This window comes from Pedobacter gandavensis, assembly GCF_032678745.1.
Taxonomy (GTDB): Bacteria; Bacteroidota; Bacteroidia; order Sphingobacteriales; family Sphingobacteriaceae; genus Pedobacter; species Pedobacter gandavensis_C.
In genome coordinates, this window is sequence record NZ_JAVTST010000003.1 from 290,981 (window position 1) to 308,732 (window position 17,752).

The window sequence follows — 17,752 nt, forward strand, 5'->3', positions numbered from 1 at the left end:
TTTTTTAAGCGTTTGGTTTAACAAAATGGAGGCTATTTTCATCCTCCGGATCTAATGATGGGGAATTCGTACCGGCTTTTCCCTGTACCCAGGCAAATACCAATGGCAATAAAATTAGTACGGAGAAGGTGGAAGCGAACAATCCGCCGATCACAGCACGCCCTAGTGGCGAAACCTGGTCTCCTCCCTCCCCATGACCGATGGCCATAGGCAACATACCCGCAATCATTGCCATTGATGTCATAATAATCGGGCGCATCCTTAAGGCAGCAGCCTTCATTGCCGAAGCAAATGCATCGCCGTTTTGCAGCCTTAATGTTTCTGCATTACTGATCAGCAGTACCGCATTCGCAATCGAAACCCCAACAGACATAATGATGCCCATGTAAGATTGAAGATTCAGCGTAGATCCGGTAATTTTAAGGAGTACCAATGCACCCAACACCACAAAAGGAACAGTGGTTAACACCACAAAGGATACTTTGAAGGATTGGAAATTTGCCGTTAGCATCAGGAAGATCACCAATACGGCAACCAGTAAGCCATTTACCAGACTATCCATCGTCTCATCCAGTACCGGTGCCATCCCCGCTACAGAAATGTTCAGCCCTTTAGGAATCTCTCCTAAGGAAGCAATTGCCGCATTCACATCTTTTTGTGCCTTTCCAAGGTCCTTATTGTGCAAATTAGCAGTCACCGTGGTATAAGCCATCGTGCCCAGATTGTAACTTTCTCCAAGTGTGGTGGTCGGCATAATCGTGGCCACATCACCCAACACCGGACGTGCAGAATTTTTAGACAAGGGGATATTGGCCAGCTCGTCTTTGCTGTTCAGCACGTTTTGAGGGGTTTGCACCTGCACATCATAAGCGATTCCCATCATCCCTTCTACCCACATATTTTTGCTGGTATAACGGGAAGAAGCAGTCGAAGCCACCAGTGATTTGGCAATATCCTGTGCATCAATTCCCAATTGAGCCGCCCGGACACGGTCGATATTAATCGCCATTGCAGGATAATTCAACGATTGAGGAATTTGCTGGTCCCTCAGGTAATCGATCTCCTTCAGTTTTGCCAATAGTTTATTCGCATACATCACGTTTCTCTTTTTCATCATGCCCGAGAAACGAACTTCAATAGGTGTATTCGTTCCCTGACTCAGGATTTTCTCCGTCAGCTCTATCGGCTCAAAAGAAAGCTGTAACTCCGGCATTTTATTTTTCAAATGCTTACGGATTTCATCTTTTAAGGCGTTGGTATTACCAGCGTAATCTTTTAGTGCCACTTGCATCAGGGCTTCATGCGGGCCAGCGTTGTACAGGTAAATCGGACTTACAGCGAAAGAAGATGGGTGCTGACCGATAAACACGGAAGATATAGCGATATGGTCTTTGCCAATCACCGTTTCCAGTTCCCGCAGCACCTGCTTGATCTTTTGCTCTGTTTTCTCAATTCTGGTGCCTTCTGGCGCTTTAATCCTCAATTGAAACTGACTCGAATTTACAGCCGGTAAAACATCCGTTCCCGTGATGCTGAACATCAGGTAAATCAATCCAGCAATGGCCAGGAAACTAAAAATGATGACCGGTTTCTTTTTAGGAAGCAGGCTTTCCAGGAAGGCAATAAAGCGGTTTCTGAAACGATCAAAACGGGTTTCTTTAGCCAGTTCTTCTGCCGAATGTGGTTTCATCATCCAGTTACAAAGGATGGGTACAAAGGTTTGGGACAGTAAAAATGAAACGATCATCGAGAAGCCGATTGCCAATGCTAAAGGCATAAATAATGCACCGGGAATACCGGTCATCATAAATGCAGGCGCAAAAACGGCAAGGATACACAGCAGGATCAGGAGCTTTGGAAAGGCGATTTCCTTACAGGCATCCCAAATGGCTTGTGATTTTTGCTTGCCCATTGCCAGATGCTGGTGGATATTCTCTATGGTAACGGTACTCTCATCCACCAGAATTCCAATGGCCAGTGCAAGCCCGGATAAGGACATAATGTTGATCGTTTGCCCGAATAGCTTTAAGAAAAACACACCTGAAATGATAGAAATAGGAATGGTCAGGATCACGATAATCGCACTCCGCTTATCCCCCAGAAACAGTAAAACCATTAATCCGGTTAGCAAAGCCCCTAAAACACCTTCTACCATTAAACTTTTAACCGCATTGATCACATAAACAGACTGATCAAATTCATAAGAAATCTTGATGTCGTCAGGGAGGTTATTTTGAATATTAGGGATCGCCTTTTTCAGGTTACTCACTACATCCCAGGTGGAGGCATTACCGGATTTTGCAATATTGATGTATACGGAACGCTTGCCATTGATCAGGGCGTAACCAGTAGTGATGTCTGCACCGTCTTTTACTGTGGCAATGTCGCGGATGTATAGGTTGTCGGCTTTTCCTTTGAAAATAGGAATGTTGCCGAAATCTTCTACCGCTTTAATTGTATTATTTGTTGGGGTCAGGTAGTTGATGTCGTTGATGTACACGTTTCCTGAAGGCGCTGTAATGTTGTTGCGACTGATTGCTTCCACAATCTGATCCGGCGACAACTGGTGACTACGCAATTTATTCGGGTCAATATTGATCTCTACGGTCCTCGGACTACCGCCAAAAGGAGGCGCTGTGGTTAATCCCGGAATGGCAATCAGGAAGGGACGTGCCGTAAAGTTGGCAATGTCCTGCAACTGGTTATTCGTTTTCGTTTCACTCCGAAACACCAACTGACCAACGGGCTGTGAAGAGGCGTCGAAACGGATGATAAAGGGTGGTGGTGCCCCAGGAGGTAAGAAAACCTGCGAGCGGTTAGATAGGGCACTGATCTCTGCAATGGCCTGCCCCATGTCTATGCCCTCATAAAAATTGAGCTTCATCAGGGTTAATCCCTGCGTATTTTTAGTCTCTATACTCTTGATGCCATTGGTAAATAGCATCATATTCACATACATTTTGGTGAAATAACCTTCCATCTGTTGCGGGGTATAGCCATTAAAAGAATGGGCGATATACACCACAGGAAGGTTCATTTCCGGAAGAATATCAATCTTGATATCCTTGGAGGCTTTGATCCCGAAGAACAAAAGCCCCAATACCATCACCATAATGGAGATGGGCTTGCGCAAGGCTACACGTAATAAATTCATTGGTTTTCGGGGTTATGGGATGGCATTTAGTAAAACAGACAGCTCTCCTGCCGCAGCAGATTTCAATAATAAGGCTTGCCAGATGTTGTTCCTCGCAATCTCAAAATCAATCTCCGCACGGTTTAAGGCATAAAGTGATTGGGTTAAATCCACAATCGTGGTTAAGCCATTCCGGTATAAGGTGGTGTTCTGCCGATAAGCATCGGAAGCCGCCTTCACCTGGATTTTTGTTTCCTCAAAGTTGTCTGATGCGTTTTTTAGTTTCGCATTGGCGAGTTGTGCCTGTGCCGATAACTCCTCATGGATCAGATGGTACTCGTTTTGAAGGGATTTTGTAAGGTGTTTTTGCTGTTTTACTTTAGCGCCAAAACGGTAAAGATTGGTCAGATTCCAACTCATGGTAAATCCTGCAAGGTAATTTCCACGGTCTATCCCTACCCCTTTTTGATAAGATTTTGAATAAGCGCTATTGTCCTGCACATAATTGGATGCAAAGCCTGAACCCCGCCCCTGTACCACACCGAAAGCAGATAAAGATGGTAAGGTTTGCGATCGCTGGATCTTTTCTGTCTGCACACTCCCGGCGACTTTACTTTTTTGCCATAGCAACAAAGGATGGTTGATCAGGTTAATAGACTGGTTTGCTGGCTTACCTGCGCTATCCAGCAGATTAAAACCCTGACTTCCTGTTAATTGAGGTGTTTTAGCGGTAAAAACAGAATCCAAAATGAAACTTTGGTATTCTTCCCCAAGCAAGACGGCAAGCGTTTTGGAGTATTCCAGCTCCATATCATAGGCTTTAATCCGCGCAGACTGCGCGTTAGAGACCTCTGCTTTAGCTAAGGACGCATCGACACCCGGAATCAATCCGCTGGCCACACGGCTCAGCGTAGTAGTCATGAACACTTGAGCGCGTTCCAGGTTTTTCTCCTGTACATATTTTATCCGCTGACTGGCGAACAAATTGAAATAAGCGGCTCCCACTTTTACCTGATGCTGGAATTTCTCCTGCTCAAGGTCCCTGGCGGCTTGCTGTTCTTCTACTCTGGACAGTTGCACCTGATTTTTAATCCGGCCGAAAGTAAAGAGGTTCCAGTTGATATTGGCCAGGTAAAGCGATCCAAAAGCAGCATTCCAGTTTTGTTCTGCCAATGGCATCGAAGTAGCTGCCGATCCCAATCCACCATAGCCATACATAGGACCATTCTGCGCATTGATCGTTCCATAGCTCTGTTGTGCCAGCAGCGTAAAATCGGGTAAGTATTGGCTTTTTTGATAATTGGTGCTTTCCTGAGCAGCCCTTACCAAAGCTTCCTTTGCTTTAATTTTTTCGTAGTTCTGAATAGAACGTTGTAATGCGTCGGGCAGCTGCAAAGTCTGGGCATACGACAAAGTCGATAAGCCACACAGCAGCGCTAACGCAATGAATCTGATATTCATTGTTTATCTGTATTTAGAAATTAAACCATCATGATGTAGGAGGATGTTGCCATACTCCGGATTTCAAAATGAATCAATCCTATATCCGATAAACGCAATGTAAAATGTAGAATGGAGGCCCCTTTAATGGGGTAGAGAAGTAAAAGCCATCCGTTTTAACGGTTGTCAATTGATCATCCCAAATGTTAATATTAGCAGGGTGAAGGTATAAAACAGCCTCTCCTGAGAATTTCAAAAGGCTTTCCTGCTGTGCGATCTTCTGCACTTTATCCGCCAGCTTTACCTGGTCTTTTTCATGCTTGCAGCAATTGTCTTTCTTGGTCAACTGCTTGTTCTTTGCAGCGCAAACCGGACATACCTGATCCTGATGCTCTTTAGAAAACAAACGGATTTCCTGTTTTACGCCCTTGCAAATATGCGCACTGGTCGTAAATCCGGTGGATACGATCAGGAACAAAAGGCAAAGAAACAGGCTAAACAGTTTTTTCATTGTGAGCCACAAAGATGGCTCCCACGTTTAGGATAAGTATTACAGGATTATGCGAATCTTTTATATAATTCTGAGAGAAGGACCTAAAGATTTCCCCGAGGCTCGGGATCCCTTCGATATGCATTCGGGATGAACTCCTGATTTGTTAACCTTTACAGGATCCTTAAAACATCGTTGGAGGGTCTATTAGACCTACCAGGGATCATCCAACCATTATGCAACCATCTTGTAACCATTGAGCAAACTTGAGTGCAGTACGGCAGCATCCCGAATGGATACTAAAGATCAAAAGAATAGATAGGGTGTTAGTTGATCTAGATTATGGCCGGTGGCCAAATTCCTGTAAATCAAAAAAGCCACTCGTTGGAGTGGCTTTTTGCGGACCGGACGGGACTCGAACCCGCGACCTCCGCCGTGACAGGGCGGCATTCTAACCAGCTGAACTACCGGTCCGTGTTTCCCTTACGGGTGGATTTTATAGTAGATCCTCTACTTAACAACTTAAAGTTCTCATCTGAGTAACTTTTGCGGACCGGACGGGACTCGAACCCGCGACCTCCGCCGTGACAGGGCGGCATTCTAACCAGCTGAACTACCGGTCCGTTGTTCCCTTTCGGGATTGCAAATATAGAGTCTTTATTTATATTTACAAACTATTTTTTGAAATAATCGCAACTGGTTAAGCCACAGAGCCTTCTTTCATCTTTTCAGCGTTCTCTGCAAACTGTAACGCGTCGATCAACTCCTGAACACCACCATCCATTACATGATTTAGGTTATAAAGTGTCAATCCGATGCGGTGATCTGTTACTCTTCCCTGAGGATAGTTGTAAGTTCTGATCTTCGCAGAGCGGTCACCGGTAGATACCATAGTCTTACGTCTCGCAGCAATGTCTCCATTTTTCTTCTGCAATTCGATATCATATAACTTACTACGTAGCATCTCCATTGCAATCACTCTGTTTCCAAGCTGAGAACGTTCCTGCTGACAAACCACTACCAGTCCTGAAGGTCTGTGGGTCAATTGCACTTTCGTCTCTACCTTGTTCACATTCTGACCACCGGCTCCACCTGAACGGGAAGTTTGTAAGTCAATATCTGCAGGGTTGAGGTATAGATCGATCTCCTCTGCTTCCGGTAATACCGCAACAGAAGCTGCTGAAGTATGCACACGACCTTGAGTTTCCGTATCTGGTACACGTTGTACACGGTGCACACCCGATTCATATTTCAATTGTCCGTAAACATCTTCTCCGCTTACTTTCAGGATTACCTCTTTATAACCACCAGCAGTACCTTCAGTTACATCAACAGTTTCTACCTTCCAGCCTTTTTGCTCAAAGAAACGGCTGTACATACGGTATAAATCACCAGCAAATAAAGCTGCTTCATCACCACCAGTACCACCACGAATCTCGAATACTGCGTTTTTAGCATCTTCAGGATCAACAGGAATCAGCATCAAACGTACTTTTTCTTCCAGCTCTTCCTGTTGCTTTAACAACAGATCCAACTCTTCTTTAGCCATTTCGCGCATCTCGGCATCTTTCTCCGTAGATAAGATTTCCTTATTTGCTTCGATATTGCTCATTACATTCTTATAGATTTTATACTGATCTACAATCTTGCCTAAATCTTTATACTCTTTATTTAAAGCCGCAAAACGTTTCATATCCTGCATCGTATCAGGATTACTCAACTGTTCTTCTACATCTTCCCAACGTAGTTTAATTGCTTCTAATTTCTCTAACATATTCTTTTTTCAGAAAATTAAAACTTGTTGCCTTCTCCATTTTGATCCGTCCTGCGGACCCTGGCCTGGCAATTGATTTATTTTGGAAGGCAAAAATACGGCTTTTTCAGTTAATTGACACTAAAAATTTATTGCTTGCCGGATTCTTCTATCCCTATTGATTACTTTTCGAAATAGTTCAGTGTTAATTCTTTGCCGTCAAATACCGCATAAGAATTAAAATTAATCCATTCCCCGAGGTTCACATACTTACTTTTACCATTCAGATCGATCTCTAAAGGCAAATGGCGGTGTCCAAATACAAAATAGTCGTAGTGTCTCTTTTCCAATTGTTCTTTTGCATAAATCGCCAGCCATTCGAATGCTTCTCCATGAAATGCTTCCTCTTTTTTATTGGCTACCCTACTACTTCCAGACCACCAATTCGCAATACCCAGTCCAATACGCGGCGGTACTATCGAGAATAACCATTGGCAAATGGGGTTTCTAAATACTTTTCTTAACAACTTATATTTTTCATCGCCAGGCCCCAATCCATCACCATGGTGCAGGTAAAAACTTTTGCCATTACGCTCCATGATCAGCTCATCACTAATCACTTCAATCCCCATCTCCGTGGTAAAATAATCTTTCACCCACATATCATGGTTGCCCTTGAAAAAATAAATCTTAATTCCTGCGTCTGTCATGGAAGCCAATTTTCCCTGCAGGCGAACAAAGCCTTTTGGCACAACTTCATGATATTCAAACCAGAAGTCAAAAATATCGCCCATCAAAAAAAGCTCGCTGCAACTGCTTTCTATTGCATTTAACCAGCGAATAATCCGATCTTCGCGCTTTCTACTTTCCTGATGATTGGGAGAACCCAGATGGAAATCAGAAGCAAAATATATGTTTTTTGTCATCAGTATGAACAAAGATAAGTAAAAATAATATCGCAACTTTGTCATAAGTTCTACCAATTATCTAGAATATATCTAAACAACCACGATTATTAAAACAAAAGTTCGTAAATTCGCACAAAATTTAAACACATGATTTCTACAGATATAGCCATTATTGGCGCCGGACCCGTTGGTTTATTTGCAATTTTTGAAGCAGGACTCCTTAAAATGCGTTGTCATTTGATCGATTACTTACCTCAGGTAGGTGGTCAGTTGTCTGAAATATATCCTAAGAAACCTATTTATGACATTCCTGGCTATCCAACAGTACTTGCTCAGGAATTGATTGACAACCTAATGGAGCAAGGGAAACCTTTCCATCCTGGTTTCACTTTAGGAGAACGTATCGAAGGTCTGGAGAAACGTGGAGAAGGAGATTTTGTGTTGACCACTAATATGGGTACGATTATCGAAGCTAAAGTAGTGGTAATTGCAGGTGGATTAGGCTGTTTTGAGCCTCGTAAACCAGCAGTAGAAGGATTAGAGCAGTTTGAAAATGGTAAAGGGGTAAATTATATGATCCTTGATCCTGAGAAATACCGTGGTCAGAAAATGGTAATCGCCGGTGGTGGTGACTCTGCTTTAGACTGGACGATTTTCCTTGCAGACATCGTAGACGAATTGACATTGGTACACCGTAGCGAAAGTTTCCGTGGCGCACCAGATTCAGTAAACAAAGTGATGGCTCTAGCAGAAAGCGGAAAAATCAACCTGGTATTAAACAGCAACCTAAGCTCTGTTCATGGAAATGGGAAACTGGAAACAGTAGAACTGGTACACAACCGCAGTCTGGAGAAAACTTCGATTAATGCAGATCACTTAATTCCTCTTTTCGGATTGAGCCCTAAATTAGGCCCAATCGAACAATGGAACTTAAACATCAACAAAAGTGCGATTGAAGTTAATACAGATGATTATTCTACGAATATTCCAGGTATCTACGCAATTGGCGACATCAATACTTACACGAATAAATTAAAATTAATCCTTTGCGGTTTCCACGAAGCAGCATTAATGAGTCATAGTGCTTATCAGTACATGAACCCAGGCGTTAAATATACCATGAAATACACTACCGTAAACGGGGTATCCGAATTCTAAGGATGGAAGAAAATAACATTACCCTGCATGTCCAAAATCCGGACGGCAGCAGAACAACATTAGAAGCCCCTGTAGATATGGGCCTGAGCTTGATGGAATATCTGAAAGCCTGTGAATACGACATTCTTGCCACCTGTGGTGGTATGGCACTTTGCGCAACTTGTTGCGTAGACGTGCTGGAAGGTGAAGAAAAACTGAATGAGATGACCGATGACGAATATGCCATGCTGGATACCTTACCAGATTTACTTCCTAATTCCAGGTTAGCTTGTCAGCTACAGTTGAGTCCTGCTATGGACGGGCTGGTAGTTAAACTACACTAAATAAAAACTAATTTTCTATAGGAGCAGCCGCAATTGTCTTGATTGGGCTGCCTATAGTTTTATATTCGCCCTCCCCTTTCAATATTGCCATCATTTTTGAAGCATTACCCAACACTGCTTTTGCTGCGTTCAGCTCTTTATCATATTGAAAAGCCTGAATCACCTTTCCTTTTTCATAATAATACCTGCTCACAATCTGCGTTTCCAATACCCTTTTGATCTCGGGCTTAAAGGTGGTCAGATCCGTTTTCTTAGCCCCTAACATTTTAACTTTAAGATCCTCCAAATCCGCTTTTACCGCTGGCAATTTATTTTCCTTTTCGGCCTCCGTACGTAGATCAGTTAATAAACGCTCCGTCCTGGACACATAGGCATAATCCTTTCCTTCCAAAGAAGTAAGAAAAGCTGCATAGTCCTGATCTGTCAATTGAAAATTTTCCGCTGGAGCAATGGTTTTATTCTCCTTTTTATAGGCATTGGCATAATCAAAAAACAAACTCTTATTCAGGAGAGAGATGGTGATTGGGCTTAATTTAGGGCTTTCCACAACGATATCCGGGTAAATACCATTACCATCATATACATTTCTACCCGTACGAGTGTTGAACTTATTCATCAGTGAATCTGCGACCTTAGATGTCTTTCCATTAACGTCTTTGTGGGCATAGTCCAGCGCCTGAATACACCTGCCCGAAGGCGTGAAATACTTGGCCACTGTTACTTTCACGAGACTGTTATAAGGCAATGGGAAGGTTTGTTGAACGAGCCCTTTGCCATAACTGCGCTGTCCTACGATAATAGCCCTATCCAGGTCTTGTAAAGCGCCAGCTACGATCTCTGAAGCCGAAGCCGAAGAGCCCCCCACCAAAATCACCAATGGAATCTGAGGAAGTAATGGATCAGCTAAGGTTTTATAGGTAATAGTTTTCTGTGGATTTCTGCCTTTCTGTGTCACCACTAAAATATCTTTATTCACAAACAGATTCACAATTTTAACGGCCTCCTGTAAGATTCCTCCGCCATTATAACGCAGGTCCAGAATCATTCCTTTAGGTTGTTGTTTGTTCAGGTTAATCGCCGCATCTTTCACTTCCTGTGCTGCATTTTCCAGAAATTTATCTAGTCTGATATAGGCAATATGGTCATTGGTCATCCCAGAATAAGGAACATTTGGCTGCTTGATTTCATCTCGATTGAGGTTTTTAGTCAAGACCGTACCATTCCTGATCAGCAATAAGGTTACTGCAGAACCACGTGGACCGCGTAGCAACTGACTCACCTGCGCACGCTCTTTCCCTTTTACCGCTACATCATTAATCTTTACGATCTGATCTCCAGGTTTCAAGTCTTGCTTATCGGCAGGGTAACCTTCTGAGACTTCATTTACAAATAACTTACCTTCGATAAAAAGCGTACTTGCGCCAATGCCTCCGTATTGGGTGCTTACATATTTTAGTTTATAGTCTTCTACTTCAGACTCAGGAATGTATTCTGTATATGGGTCTAATCCATCGAGCATTGCATCAATGCTGTGGCGCATCAGGTCGGATGGATTGGTTTCGTCTACATAATTGATGTTAATCTCTTTATATAACGACGCGAAAATATCCAGGTTTTTGGAAACCTGAAAAAGATCTTCCTTAAAAGACCAGGTTAAGGAAGCAAAAGCGATTAGTGAAAAGCCGGCTACAAGTCTGAATTTTTTCATTTTACCCATCTGTTGAAGGGTAAATTTACAAAAAAGGCTTGGAACTCAATAGGCTATTGGGAATTATAGCCTGTTGCCATCAGGATCAGCCAGGGCTTTCTTGATGGTAAATTCTACATACTCGCGGTTTCTTTTCACTAAGCCCATCAATTGCTCTACCAATTGGTCTTCTTGTCCGGGAACAAAACTCAGGTTCTCTTTCGCTAAGTCACGGTATTTTCTAAGAAACTTAATTTTAACCTTTGTCCAGGTCTCAGGAGTAAGTGTAAAACTTGCCATAATGTATTGTAGTTTGGCTGCAAAAATAGGAAAATTTATGAGAGGAACACATGTATTACAGATTCTACTTTTAATCTGGCAAACAGATTTTCCCCATACGTATAGATGGAACACCTTCCCTTTTCCCGAAATCCGTTTTTTCGCCTACCAGCGTCTCATTAGCAAGGAGTGCAAAAAGTACGGCTTCTTTGGCATCAGGATTAATCCCCAAATCCGCTGTAGTCCTAAATTTCGCCTTTGGCAAGCCCGATTTCAACATATTTACTAATAAAGGATTGTGCATTCCACCCCCGCTCATATATATATGAGGTGTTGCTGTTACTCCAAAACACTTCTGCACTGCAGTCAGGATTACTTTTGCCGAGCAGGCACATAAAGTGGCCAGGACATCCTCTTTATTTAGCGCTAAGGTGCCGGATAGCTCTTGCGCTCTGGATAAATAGCCCAAATTGAAAAGTTCAGGGCCCGTAGTTTTCGGAAAATCTGCGTTTAGAAACTCATTTGTTAATAATGCTGTTAATAAGGCTTCATTTACGGTTCCCGTACTTGCTATCGCCGCATGCTCATCAAAGTATAAACCAGGGTAATGTTGTTGAATATATTGGTCCATCATCGTATTTCCAGGACCTACATCCGTAGAAAAGACTTTTGACGCATCCTGATCTGCGGGTAAATATGTAAAATTTGCAATCCCACCGATGTTGAGCATGATGCGATCTTCTCCTTGTTTTGAAAAGAGCAGGTAATCTCCATAAACTGCTAATGGCGCACCCTCCCCTCCTGCGGCGAGGTGCTTCTGACGGAAATCAGCAATGGTAATAATGCCTGTTTTTACAGCAATATGGTCGCCATCACCAATTTGAAGCGTAGCATTTGGATAATCCGGTATGCCATGCAATGCTAATGGAGCATGGAAAATCGTTTGCCCATGACTTGCGATTACATCAATTTCTGCGGGTATTCTTCCCCAGGTTTCCAAGGTATCCAGAATCAGCTCAGCATGCTGCAAGGCAATTTTTTCATTCATCAAACACACCATTTGCAAATCAGCATCCCTTCTGGAAAAAATCGCCTTGACTTCCCGCTTAAATTCTATGCTATAAGGAACCGTCGTAAACTCTAAGACTTTTAGCTTTGTCGCTGGGCCACTTCCATTTACCGCGCAAAGTGCGATATCCAAGCCATCTAAAGATGTTCCGGACATCAATCCGATAATCAGGCGCTCCGGTTTATGCAGTATTTCGAAGAGTTGTTTCCAGTTTGAATTCATAAAGCTTTTTTCTTGGACACTAAAATAAGCTAAAATCAATTGTTCCAAGGGATTTCATAAAAAATCAGCCGAAATGGCGGAAATAACTAACAATTTTGCAAAAAACATTCATTTTGATTGCCATTTTAAAACAAAAACCAGAGCAGAGTTAAAAATTTGGATTAAGTCGACAGAGTCCCTATATTTACTGCTCCGTACAAAATTTAAGAACAATTAAATGGCAAGATTAAATCTTCTGGAAGAAACGCGTTTTGAAAAACTGCCCGTTTCTGTCTTTGAAAATCCTACAGCAGCATCTTTAAGTGTTGCTCACCGCATCGGGGACCTTATTAAAGAAAAACAAAAGAACAATTCCAAGGCTGTCTTAGGCCTAGCTACCGGAGCTACACCAATTGCGGTGTACGCGGAATTAGTTAGAATGCATAAGGAAGAAGGTTTGAGCTTTAAAAATGTAATCACATTCAACCTTGACGAGTACTATCCTATGCAGCCTGATGCTGCACAGAGCTATGTATCCTTCATGAATGATCATTTATTTGATCATATTGACATTGAAAAAGAAAACGTAAACATTCCTGACGGGACATTAAAACTGGAAGAAATTCCTGCTTTCTGTCTAGCCTACGAGAAAAAAATCACTGAAGTTGGTGGTTTAGACATCCAGATTCTGGGTATCGGTCGTACAGGTCACATTGGTTTCAATGAGCCTGGTTCTGCGCCAAACTCAGGAACCCGTTTAGTAACGCTAGATGATTTGACCAGAAGAGATGCAGCCCGTGATTTCGGTGGTAAATCTTTTGTTCCTACAAAAGCGATTACCATGGGTATCGGTACCATTTTCAAAGCCCGTGAGATCATTCTTATGGCCTGGAATAAAAAGAAAGCTTCCATCATTAAAAAAGCAGTAGAAGGTGAAATTTCAAGTGAAGTTCCTGCTACTTACCTGCAATTATCTGAACATGTAGAATTTATTCTTGATCAGGATGCAGCTTCTTTATTGACACGTTTTGATACACCTTGGTTGGTAAAAGATTGCATCTGGGATGAAGTAATGACCAGAAAAGCAGTAATCTGGTTGTCAAATACACTAAGTAAGCCAATTTTAAAACTGACTGAAGACGACTATAACAACCACGGCATGGCTCAGCTTGCAGTGGAACAAGGTCCGGTATATAATATCAATATTCATATTTTCAACAAATTACAACACACCATCACTGGATGGCCAGGTGGTAAACCAAACGCAGATGATTCTCAAAGACCAGAGCGTGCGGAACCAGCTAACAAACGTGTGGTAATTTTCTCTCCACACCCTGATGACGATGTTATCTCTATGGGTGGTACTTTCATTCGTTTGGTTGACCAGAAACATGATGTGCATGTGGCTTACCAAACTTCAGGTAATACTGCTGTTTGGGATGATGATGCGCTACGTTTCGTAGAATTTAATATCGACTTCTCAGAAAAAATGGGAATGCCTCAACAAGGTATGAAAGATATCTATCAGGATATCCGCAGCTTTATAGAAACCAAACAACCTAATCAGGTAGATACTCCAGAACTACAGTCTGTTAAAGGATTGATTAGAAAAGGAGAAGCAATTGCCGGTGCAAGGTTCTGTGGTTTAGATGATGACCATATCCATTTCATGGCACTTCCTTTCTACGAAAGTGGAAAAACTAAAAAGAATCCCGTTACTGAAAGAGATATCGAATTGACGATGGAGCTTTTACAAAAAATCAAACCAGAGCAAGTATTTGCTGCAGGAGATTTTGAAGATCCACATGGTACACACATCGTATGTTTCAATATCATTTTATCAGCATTACAAAGACTAGCAAAAACTGAAAGCTGGGTTAAAGACTGCTGGTTATGGTTATACCGTGGGGCATGGTTAGAGTTTGATACTTATGAGATCGAAATGGCTGTGCCATTGAGTCCACAAGAAGTAGAGAAAAAGAAATTCGCTATTTTCAAACACCAATCGCAAAAAGATCGCGCGGTTTTCCCTGGTGATGACTCAAGAGAATTCTGGGTTAGAGCTGAAGACAGAAACAGAGAAACTGCTGAAGCTTATGACAACCTTGGATTAGCAGAATACGAAGCAATGGAAGCATTTGTTCGTTACCACTTCTAGTCCGTTTTATAAATAATTTAGAAACCGCTAAGCTTTATTGCTTAGCGGTTTTTTTATGTTCTAGCAATTCAAATGCACTACAAACACATTTTTTTGCTCTAAATCAGTTGGACAATGATATAAGCTATCATCTACGCTTTATTCTGATTGGAAATTCTTTGCTGACATTTAACATAAATTCATTATAAAACTATAATTTAGTCTAACTTATTAACAAACTACATGAAGAAAAACATTTATATTCTTGCGATAGGACTTGTCACCCAATTGGTGATATATAGCCCCGGATATGCGCAGAAAAAGACAAATAGTACAAAAGTCAGTAGCTCAACTGCAGCAAAAAAAACGAACGGTCAACTCATTCCAAATGATCCAAACGTTAAAATAGGTAAGCTTCCAAACGGACTAACCTATTATATAAGAAAAAATACAGAGCCTAAAAACAGGGCAGAATTATATCTGGCCACGAGAATCGGATCCCTAATGGAGAACGATGACCAACAAGGATTAGCCCATTTTACGGAACACATGGCCTTTAACGGATCCAAAGATTTCCCTAAAAATGATATGATCAATTACCTGCAAAAAGCAGGTGTTCGTTTTGGTGCCGACTTAAACGCCTATACCAGTTTCAACCAAACAGTATATCAATTGCCAATTCCTACGGATAGTGCTGCAGTATTCAAGTCAGGCTTTAAAATTCTGGCAAACTGGGCAGGAAAAATCAGCATGGATGGCGAAGAAATTGATAAAGAACGTGGGGTCATCGTCGAAGAGGATCGCCAGCGCGGAAAAAATGCACAAGAAAGGATGCAAAAGCAGATGTTACCAATCATCCTGAAAGGATCTCGCTACGAAAACCGCCTGCCAATTGGTAAAGTAGATTTACTGCAAACTTTTACACACGATAAAATCCGCAATTTCTATAAAGATTGGTACAGACCAAACTTACAGGCAGTCATCGCAGTAGGTGATTTTGATGTGAATGAAGTAGAACAACTGATTAAACAGAATTTCTCAGATCTAACGAATCCAACCAATCCAAGACCACGTTTGGCTTATGACCTGCCTGACAATGCAGCTCCATTGGTAAAAGTAATCACAGATCCTGAGCAGCCTTATAATGTTGCACAAATCATGTATAAACAACGTGGTGGTGTAGTAAAAACTACCGCAGACTTTAAAAAGAGTTTGATGTACTCCATGATCAATAGCATGTTAACTGCCCGTTTACAGGAGATTACACAAAAAGGTAATGCCCCATTTTTGTTTGCACAATCAGGTTTTGGGCCATTCCAAGGTGGATTAGTACCTAACATCAATGCCTTCCAAACAGTAGTGGTAGCCAGCTCCGGAGCTGCGCTGGAAAAAGCCCTTACCGCAGGATTAGCAGAAAATGAAAGAATGAGCAAATTCGGATTTCTTCCTTCAGAGTTAGAAATTGCCAAGAAAAACATTAGTGCCGGCAATGAGAAACGCCTGAAAGAAAAAGATAAAACTGCTTCGGCCAGTTTTGTTCAAAAATACCTAAACAACTTCCTGGAAGGAAGTAGTATTGCTTCTACAGAATATGCTTATGACCTTACCAAAAAGACACTGGAAGAGATCAATCTTGCTGAGCTGAATGCCCTTGCAAAAACCCTGATCACGAAAGATAATCAGATTATCCTGGTACAGGCACCAGAAAAAGACAAAGCCACATTGCCTACAGAAGCGCAATTATTGGCCACGTTAAAAAATGCAGGAAATGGAGTTACTCCTTACGTAGACAAATCAATCAACAAGCCGCTGTTGGATAAAAAACCAGTAGCAGGGAAGATCGTTGCAGAAAAGAAAATTGATGCCGTAGGCGTTACTGAATTGACGCTGAGCAATGGAATAAAAGTGTTATTGAAGCCTACAGACTTCAAAAATGATCAAATTGTTTTCAGTTCATTCTCCAAAGGAGGAACTTCTTTAGCCAGTAATCAAGACTTCCGTTCAGCAGAGATGGTAAGTTTAATTCCAGAAAGTGGTGTTGGAGAATTTAATCCTTCTAACCTGGATAAATTGCTTGCAGGGAATACCGGTTCGGCAAATGCCTATGTGAGCGACCTTTATCAAGGTTTTAATGGTAGCGCTTCTCCTAAAGATTTAGAAACAGCCTTCCAATTGGTATACGCTTATGCGACCAAACCTAGAAAAGATGAGGAGATTTTCAAGAAAAACATCAGCGATTATAAAGTGATTCTAGGGAATAAAAATGCAAGTCCTAGTAGCGTATTCGCAGATACTGTTCAAGCAGTGTTGTCTTCTTACCACGAGCGTGGAATGCCAATGAACTTATCAGATCTAGATAAAATTTCTTTGGATAAAGCTTATGCTTTCTACAAAGACCGCTTTGCAGATCTTGGAGAACAAACTTTTGTGATTGTTGGTGCCTTTGATTTAAATACCATTAAGCCTTTTATTGAAACTTACATTGCAAGTCTACCTACTACAGGTAAAAAACAAAACTTCGCTGACAATGGTGTTAAACCTCCGGTAGGGAAAGTTAGCAAGACTGTTTATAAAGGATTAGAGGATAAAGCAGCAGTACAGTTGTATTTACATGGAGATTACGATTTCTCACAAGAAAACAACGTTCAGCTAGATGCCTTAAACGAAGCTTTAAAAATCAAAATTCTGGAACGTTTGAGAGAGAAAGAAAGTGGTGTATATAGTCCGAATGTAAGCCTTAGCATGAGCAAAGACCCTAATCCACACTATTATTTCACCATTTCATTTAGCTGCGCTCCTGCAAATGTTGAGAAGCTGATTGCTGCGTCATTAGATGAAGTAAATAAGATCAAACAAAGTGGTGCATCGACAGATGATCTAGCGAAATTTAAATCGGAAGAACAACGTCAGATGGAACTTAGTCTTAGAAACAATGGTTTCTGGGTAAGTTACCTGGCCAGCTGCATTAAAAATGGAGAGCCACTTGATTTAGTATTACGTCAGCCTAAATTATTGGAACAAGTAACTGTTGAAAGCACAAAAGCTGCGGCAAACAAATACCTGAACGAAAACAATTACCTGCGTTTCGTGCTGCTTCCACAAAAATAAGCCGTTAGCCCGGACACAAAAATGGCCTGATGTTTTTACACATCAGGCCATTTTTATTTATCAGAT

At 41.7% G+C, this 17,752-nt stretch carries 12 protein-coding genes and 2 tRNA genes; 4 read left to right on the forward strand and 10 right to left on the reverse strand.

The window, feature by feature from the left end:
- Positions 1-4: 4 nt before the first annotated feature.
- The 7 genes from R2S10_RS12630 to R2S10_RS12660 form a co-directional block, all read right to left on the reverse strand.
- On the reverse strand, positions 5-3,154 hold the full coding sequence (locus tag R2S10_RS12630) for an efflux RND transporter permease subunit (protein ID WP_316840797.1): 3,150 nt from the start codon (positions 3,152-3,154) through the stop codon (positions 5-7).
- Positions 3,155-3,166: 12 nt separating this feature from the next.
- The gene (locus R2S10_RS12635; RefSeq protein ID WP_316840798.1) at positions 3,167-4,594 is read right to left on the reverse strand and encodes a TolC family protein; all 1,428 of its coding nucleotides are present in this window, start codon (positions 4,592-4,594) and stop codon (positions 3,167-3,169) included.
- A 79-nt stretch (positions 4,595-4,673) separates the two neighbouring features.
- Positions 4,674-5,084 carry an HYC_CC_PP family protein gene (locus R2S10_RS12640; RefSeq protein WP_316840799.1) on the reverse strand — a complete coding sequence of 137 codons (411 nt, stop codon included), beginning with the start codon at positions 5,082-5,084 and terminating at the stop codon, positions 4,674-4,676.
- A gap of 379 nt (positions 5,085-5,463) precedes the next feature.
- Positions 5,464-5,537: transfer RNA gene (locus R2S10_RS12645), tRNA-Asp, on the reverse strand.
- A 75-nt stretch (positions 5,538-5,612) separates the two neighbouring features.
- Positions 5,613-5,686: transfer RNA gene (locus tag R2S10_RS12650), tRNA-Asp, on the reverse strand.
- 77 nt (positions 5,687-5,763) lie between these two features.
- Positions 5,764-6,837, reverse strand: a complete 1,074-nt coding sequence (prfA, locus tag R2S10_RS12655) for a peptide chain release factor 1 (RefSeq protein WP_316840800.1) — start codon at positions 6,835-6,837, stop codon at positions 5,764-5,766.
- A 161-nt stretch (positions 6,838-6,998) separates the two neighbouring features.
- Positions 6,999-7,742 carry a UDP-2,3-diacylglucosamine diphosphatase gene (locus tag R2S10_RS12660; RefSeq protein WP_316840801.1) on the reverse strand — a complete coding sequence of 248 codons (744 nt, stop codon included), beginning with the start codon at positions 7,740-7,742 and terminating at the stop codon, positions 6,999-7,001.
- Positions 7,743-7,871: 129 nt separating this feature from the next.
- Between R2S10_RS12660 and R2S10_RS12665 the strand changes: the two genes are divergently transcribed.
- Both R2S10_RS12665 and R2S10_RS12670 read left to right on the forward strand, forming a co-directional pair.
- A complete protein-coding gene (locus R2S10_RS12665; protein WP_316840802.1) occupies positions 7,872-8,882 on the forward strand; it encodes an NAD(P)/FAD-dependent oxidoreductase in 1,011 nt (336 codons plus the stop codon).
- A 2-nt stretch (positions 8,883-8,884) separates the two neighbouring features.
- Positions 8,885-9,205, forward strand: a complete 321-nt coding sequence (locus R2S10_RS12670; protein WP_062546508.1) for a 2Fe-2S iron-sulfur cluster-binding protein — start codon at positions 8,885-8,887, stop codon at positions 9,203-9,205.
- A 7-nt stretch (positions 9,206-9,212) separates the two neighbouring features.
- Here the strand turns inward: R2S10_RS12670 and R2S10_RS12675 are convergent, their stop codons facing one another.
- From R2S10_RS12675 to R2S10_RS12685, 3 genes are all read right to left on the reverse strand, one after another.
- Entirely contained in the window at positions 9,213-10,913 is a 1,701-nt protein-coding gene (locus R2S10_RS12675) for a S41 family peptidase (RefSeq protein ID WP_316840803.1), read from the reverse strand.
- Between the two features lie 63 nt (positions 10,914-10,976).
- On the reverse strand, positions 10,977-11,192 hold the full coding sequence (locus R2S10_RS12680; protein ID WP_187667261.1) for a hypothetical protein: 216 nt from the start codon (positions 11,190-11,192) through the stop codon (positions 10,977-10,979).
- Positions 11,193-11,262: 70 nt separating this feature from the next.
- The gene (locus R2S10_RS12685; protein WP_316840804.1) at positions 11,263-12,462 is read right to left on the reverse strand and encodes an anhydro-N-acetylmuramic acid kinase; all 1,200 of its coding nucleotides are present in this window, start codon (positions 12,460-12,462) and stop codon (positions 11,263-11,265) included.
- Positions 12,463-12,679: 217 nt separating this feature from the next.
- Between R2S10_RS12685 and nagB the strand changes: the two genes are divergently transcribed.
- Together nagB and R2S10_RS12695 are read left to right on the forward strand one after the other, a co-directional pair.
- Positions 12,680-14,599 carry a glucosamine-6-phosphate deaminase gene (gene nagB / locus R2S10_RS12690; protein ID WP_316840805.1) on the forward strand — a complete coding sequence of 640 codons (1,920 nt, stop codon included), beginning with the start codon at positions 12,680-12,682 and terminating at the stop codon, positions 14,597-14,599.
- A gap of 222 nt (positions 14,600-14,821) precedes the next feature.
- Positions 14,822-17,686, forward strand: a complete 2,865-nt coding sequence (locus R2S10_RS12695; RefSeq protein ID WP_316840806.1) for a M16 family metallopeptidase — start codon at positions 14,822-14,824, stop codon at positions 17,684-17,686.
- Positions 17,687-17,752 lie beyond the last annotated feature (66 nt).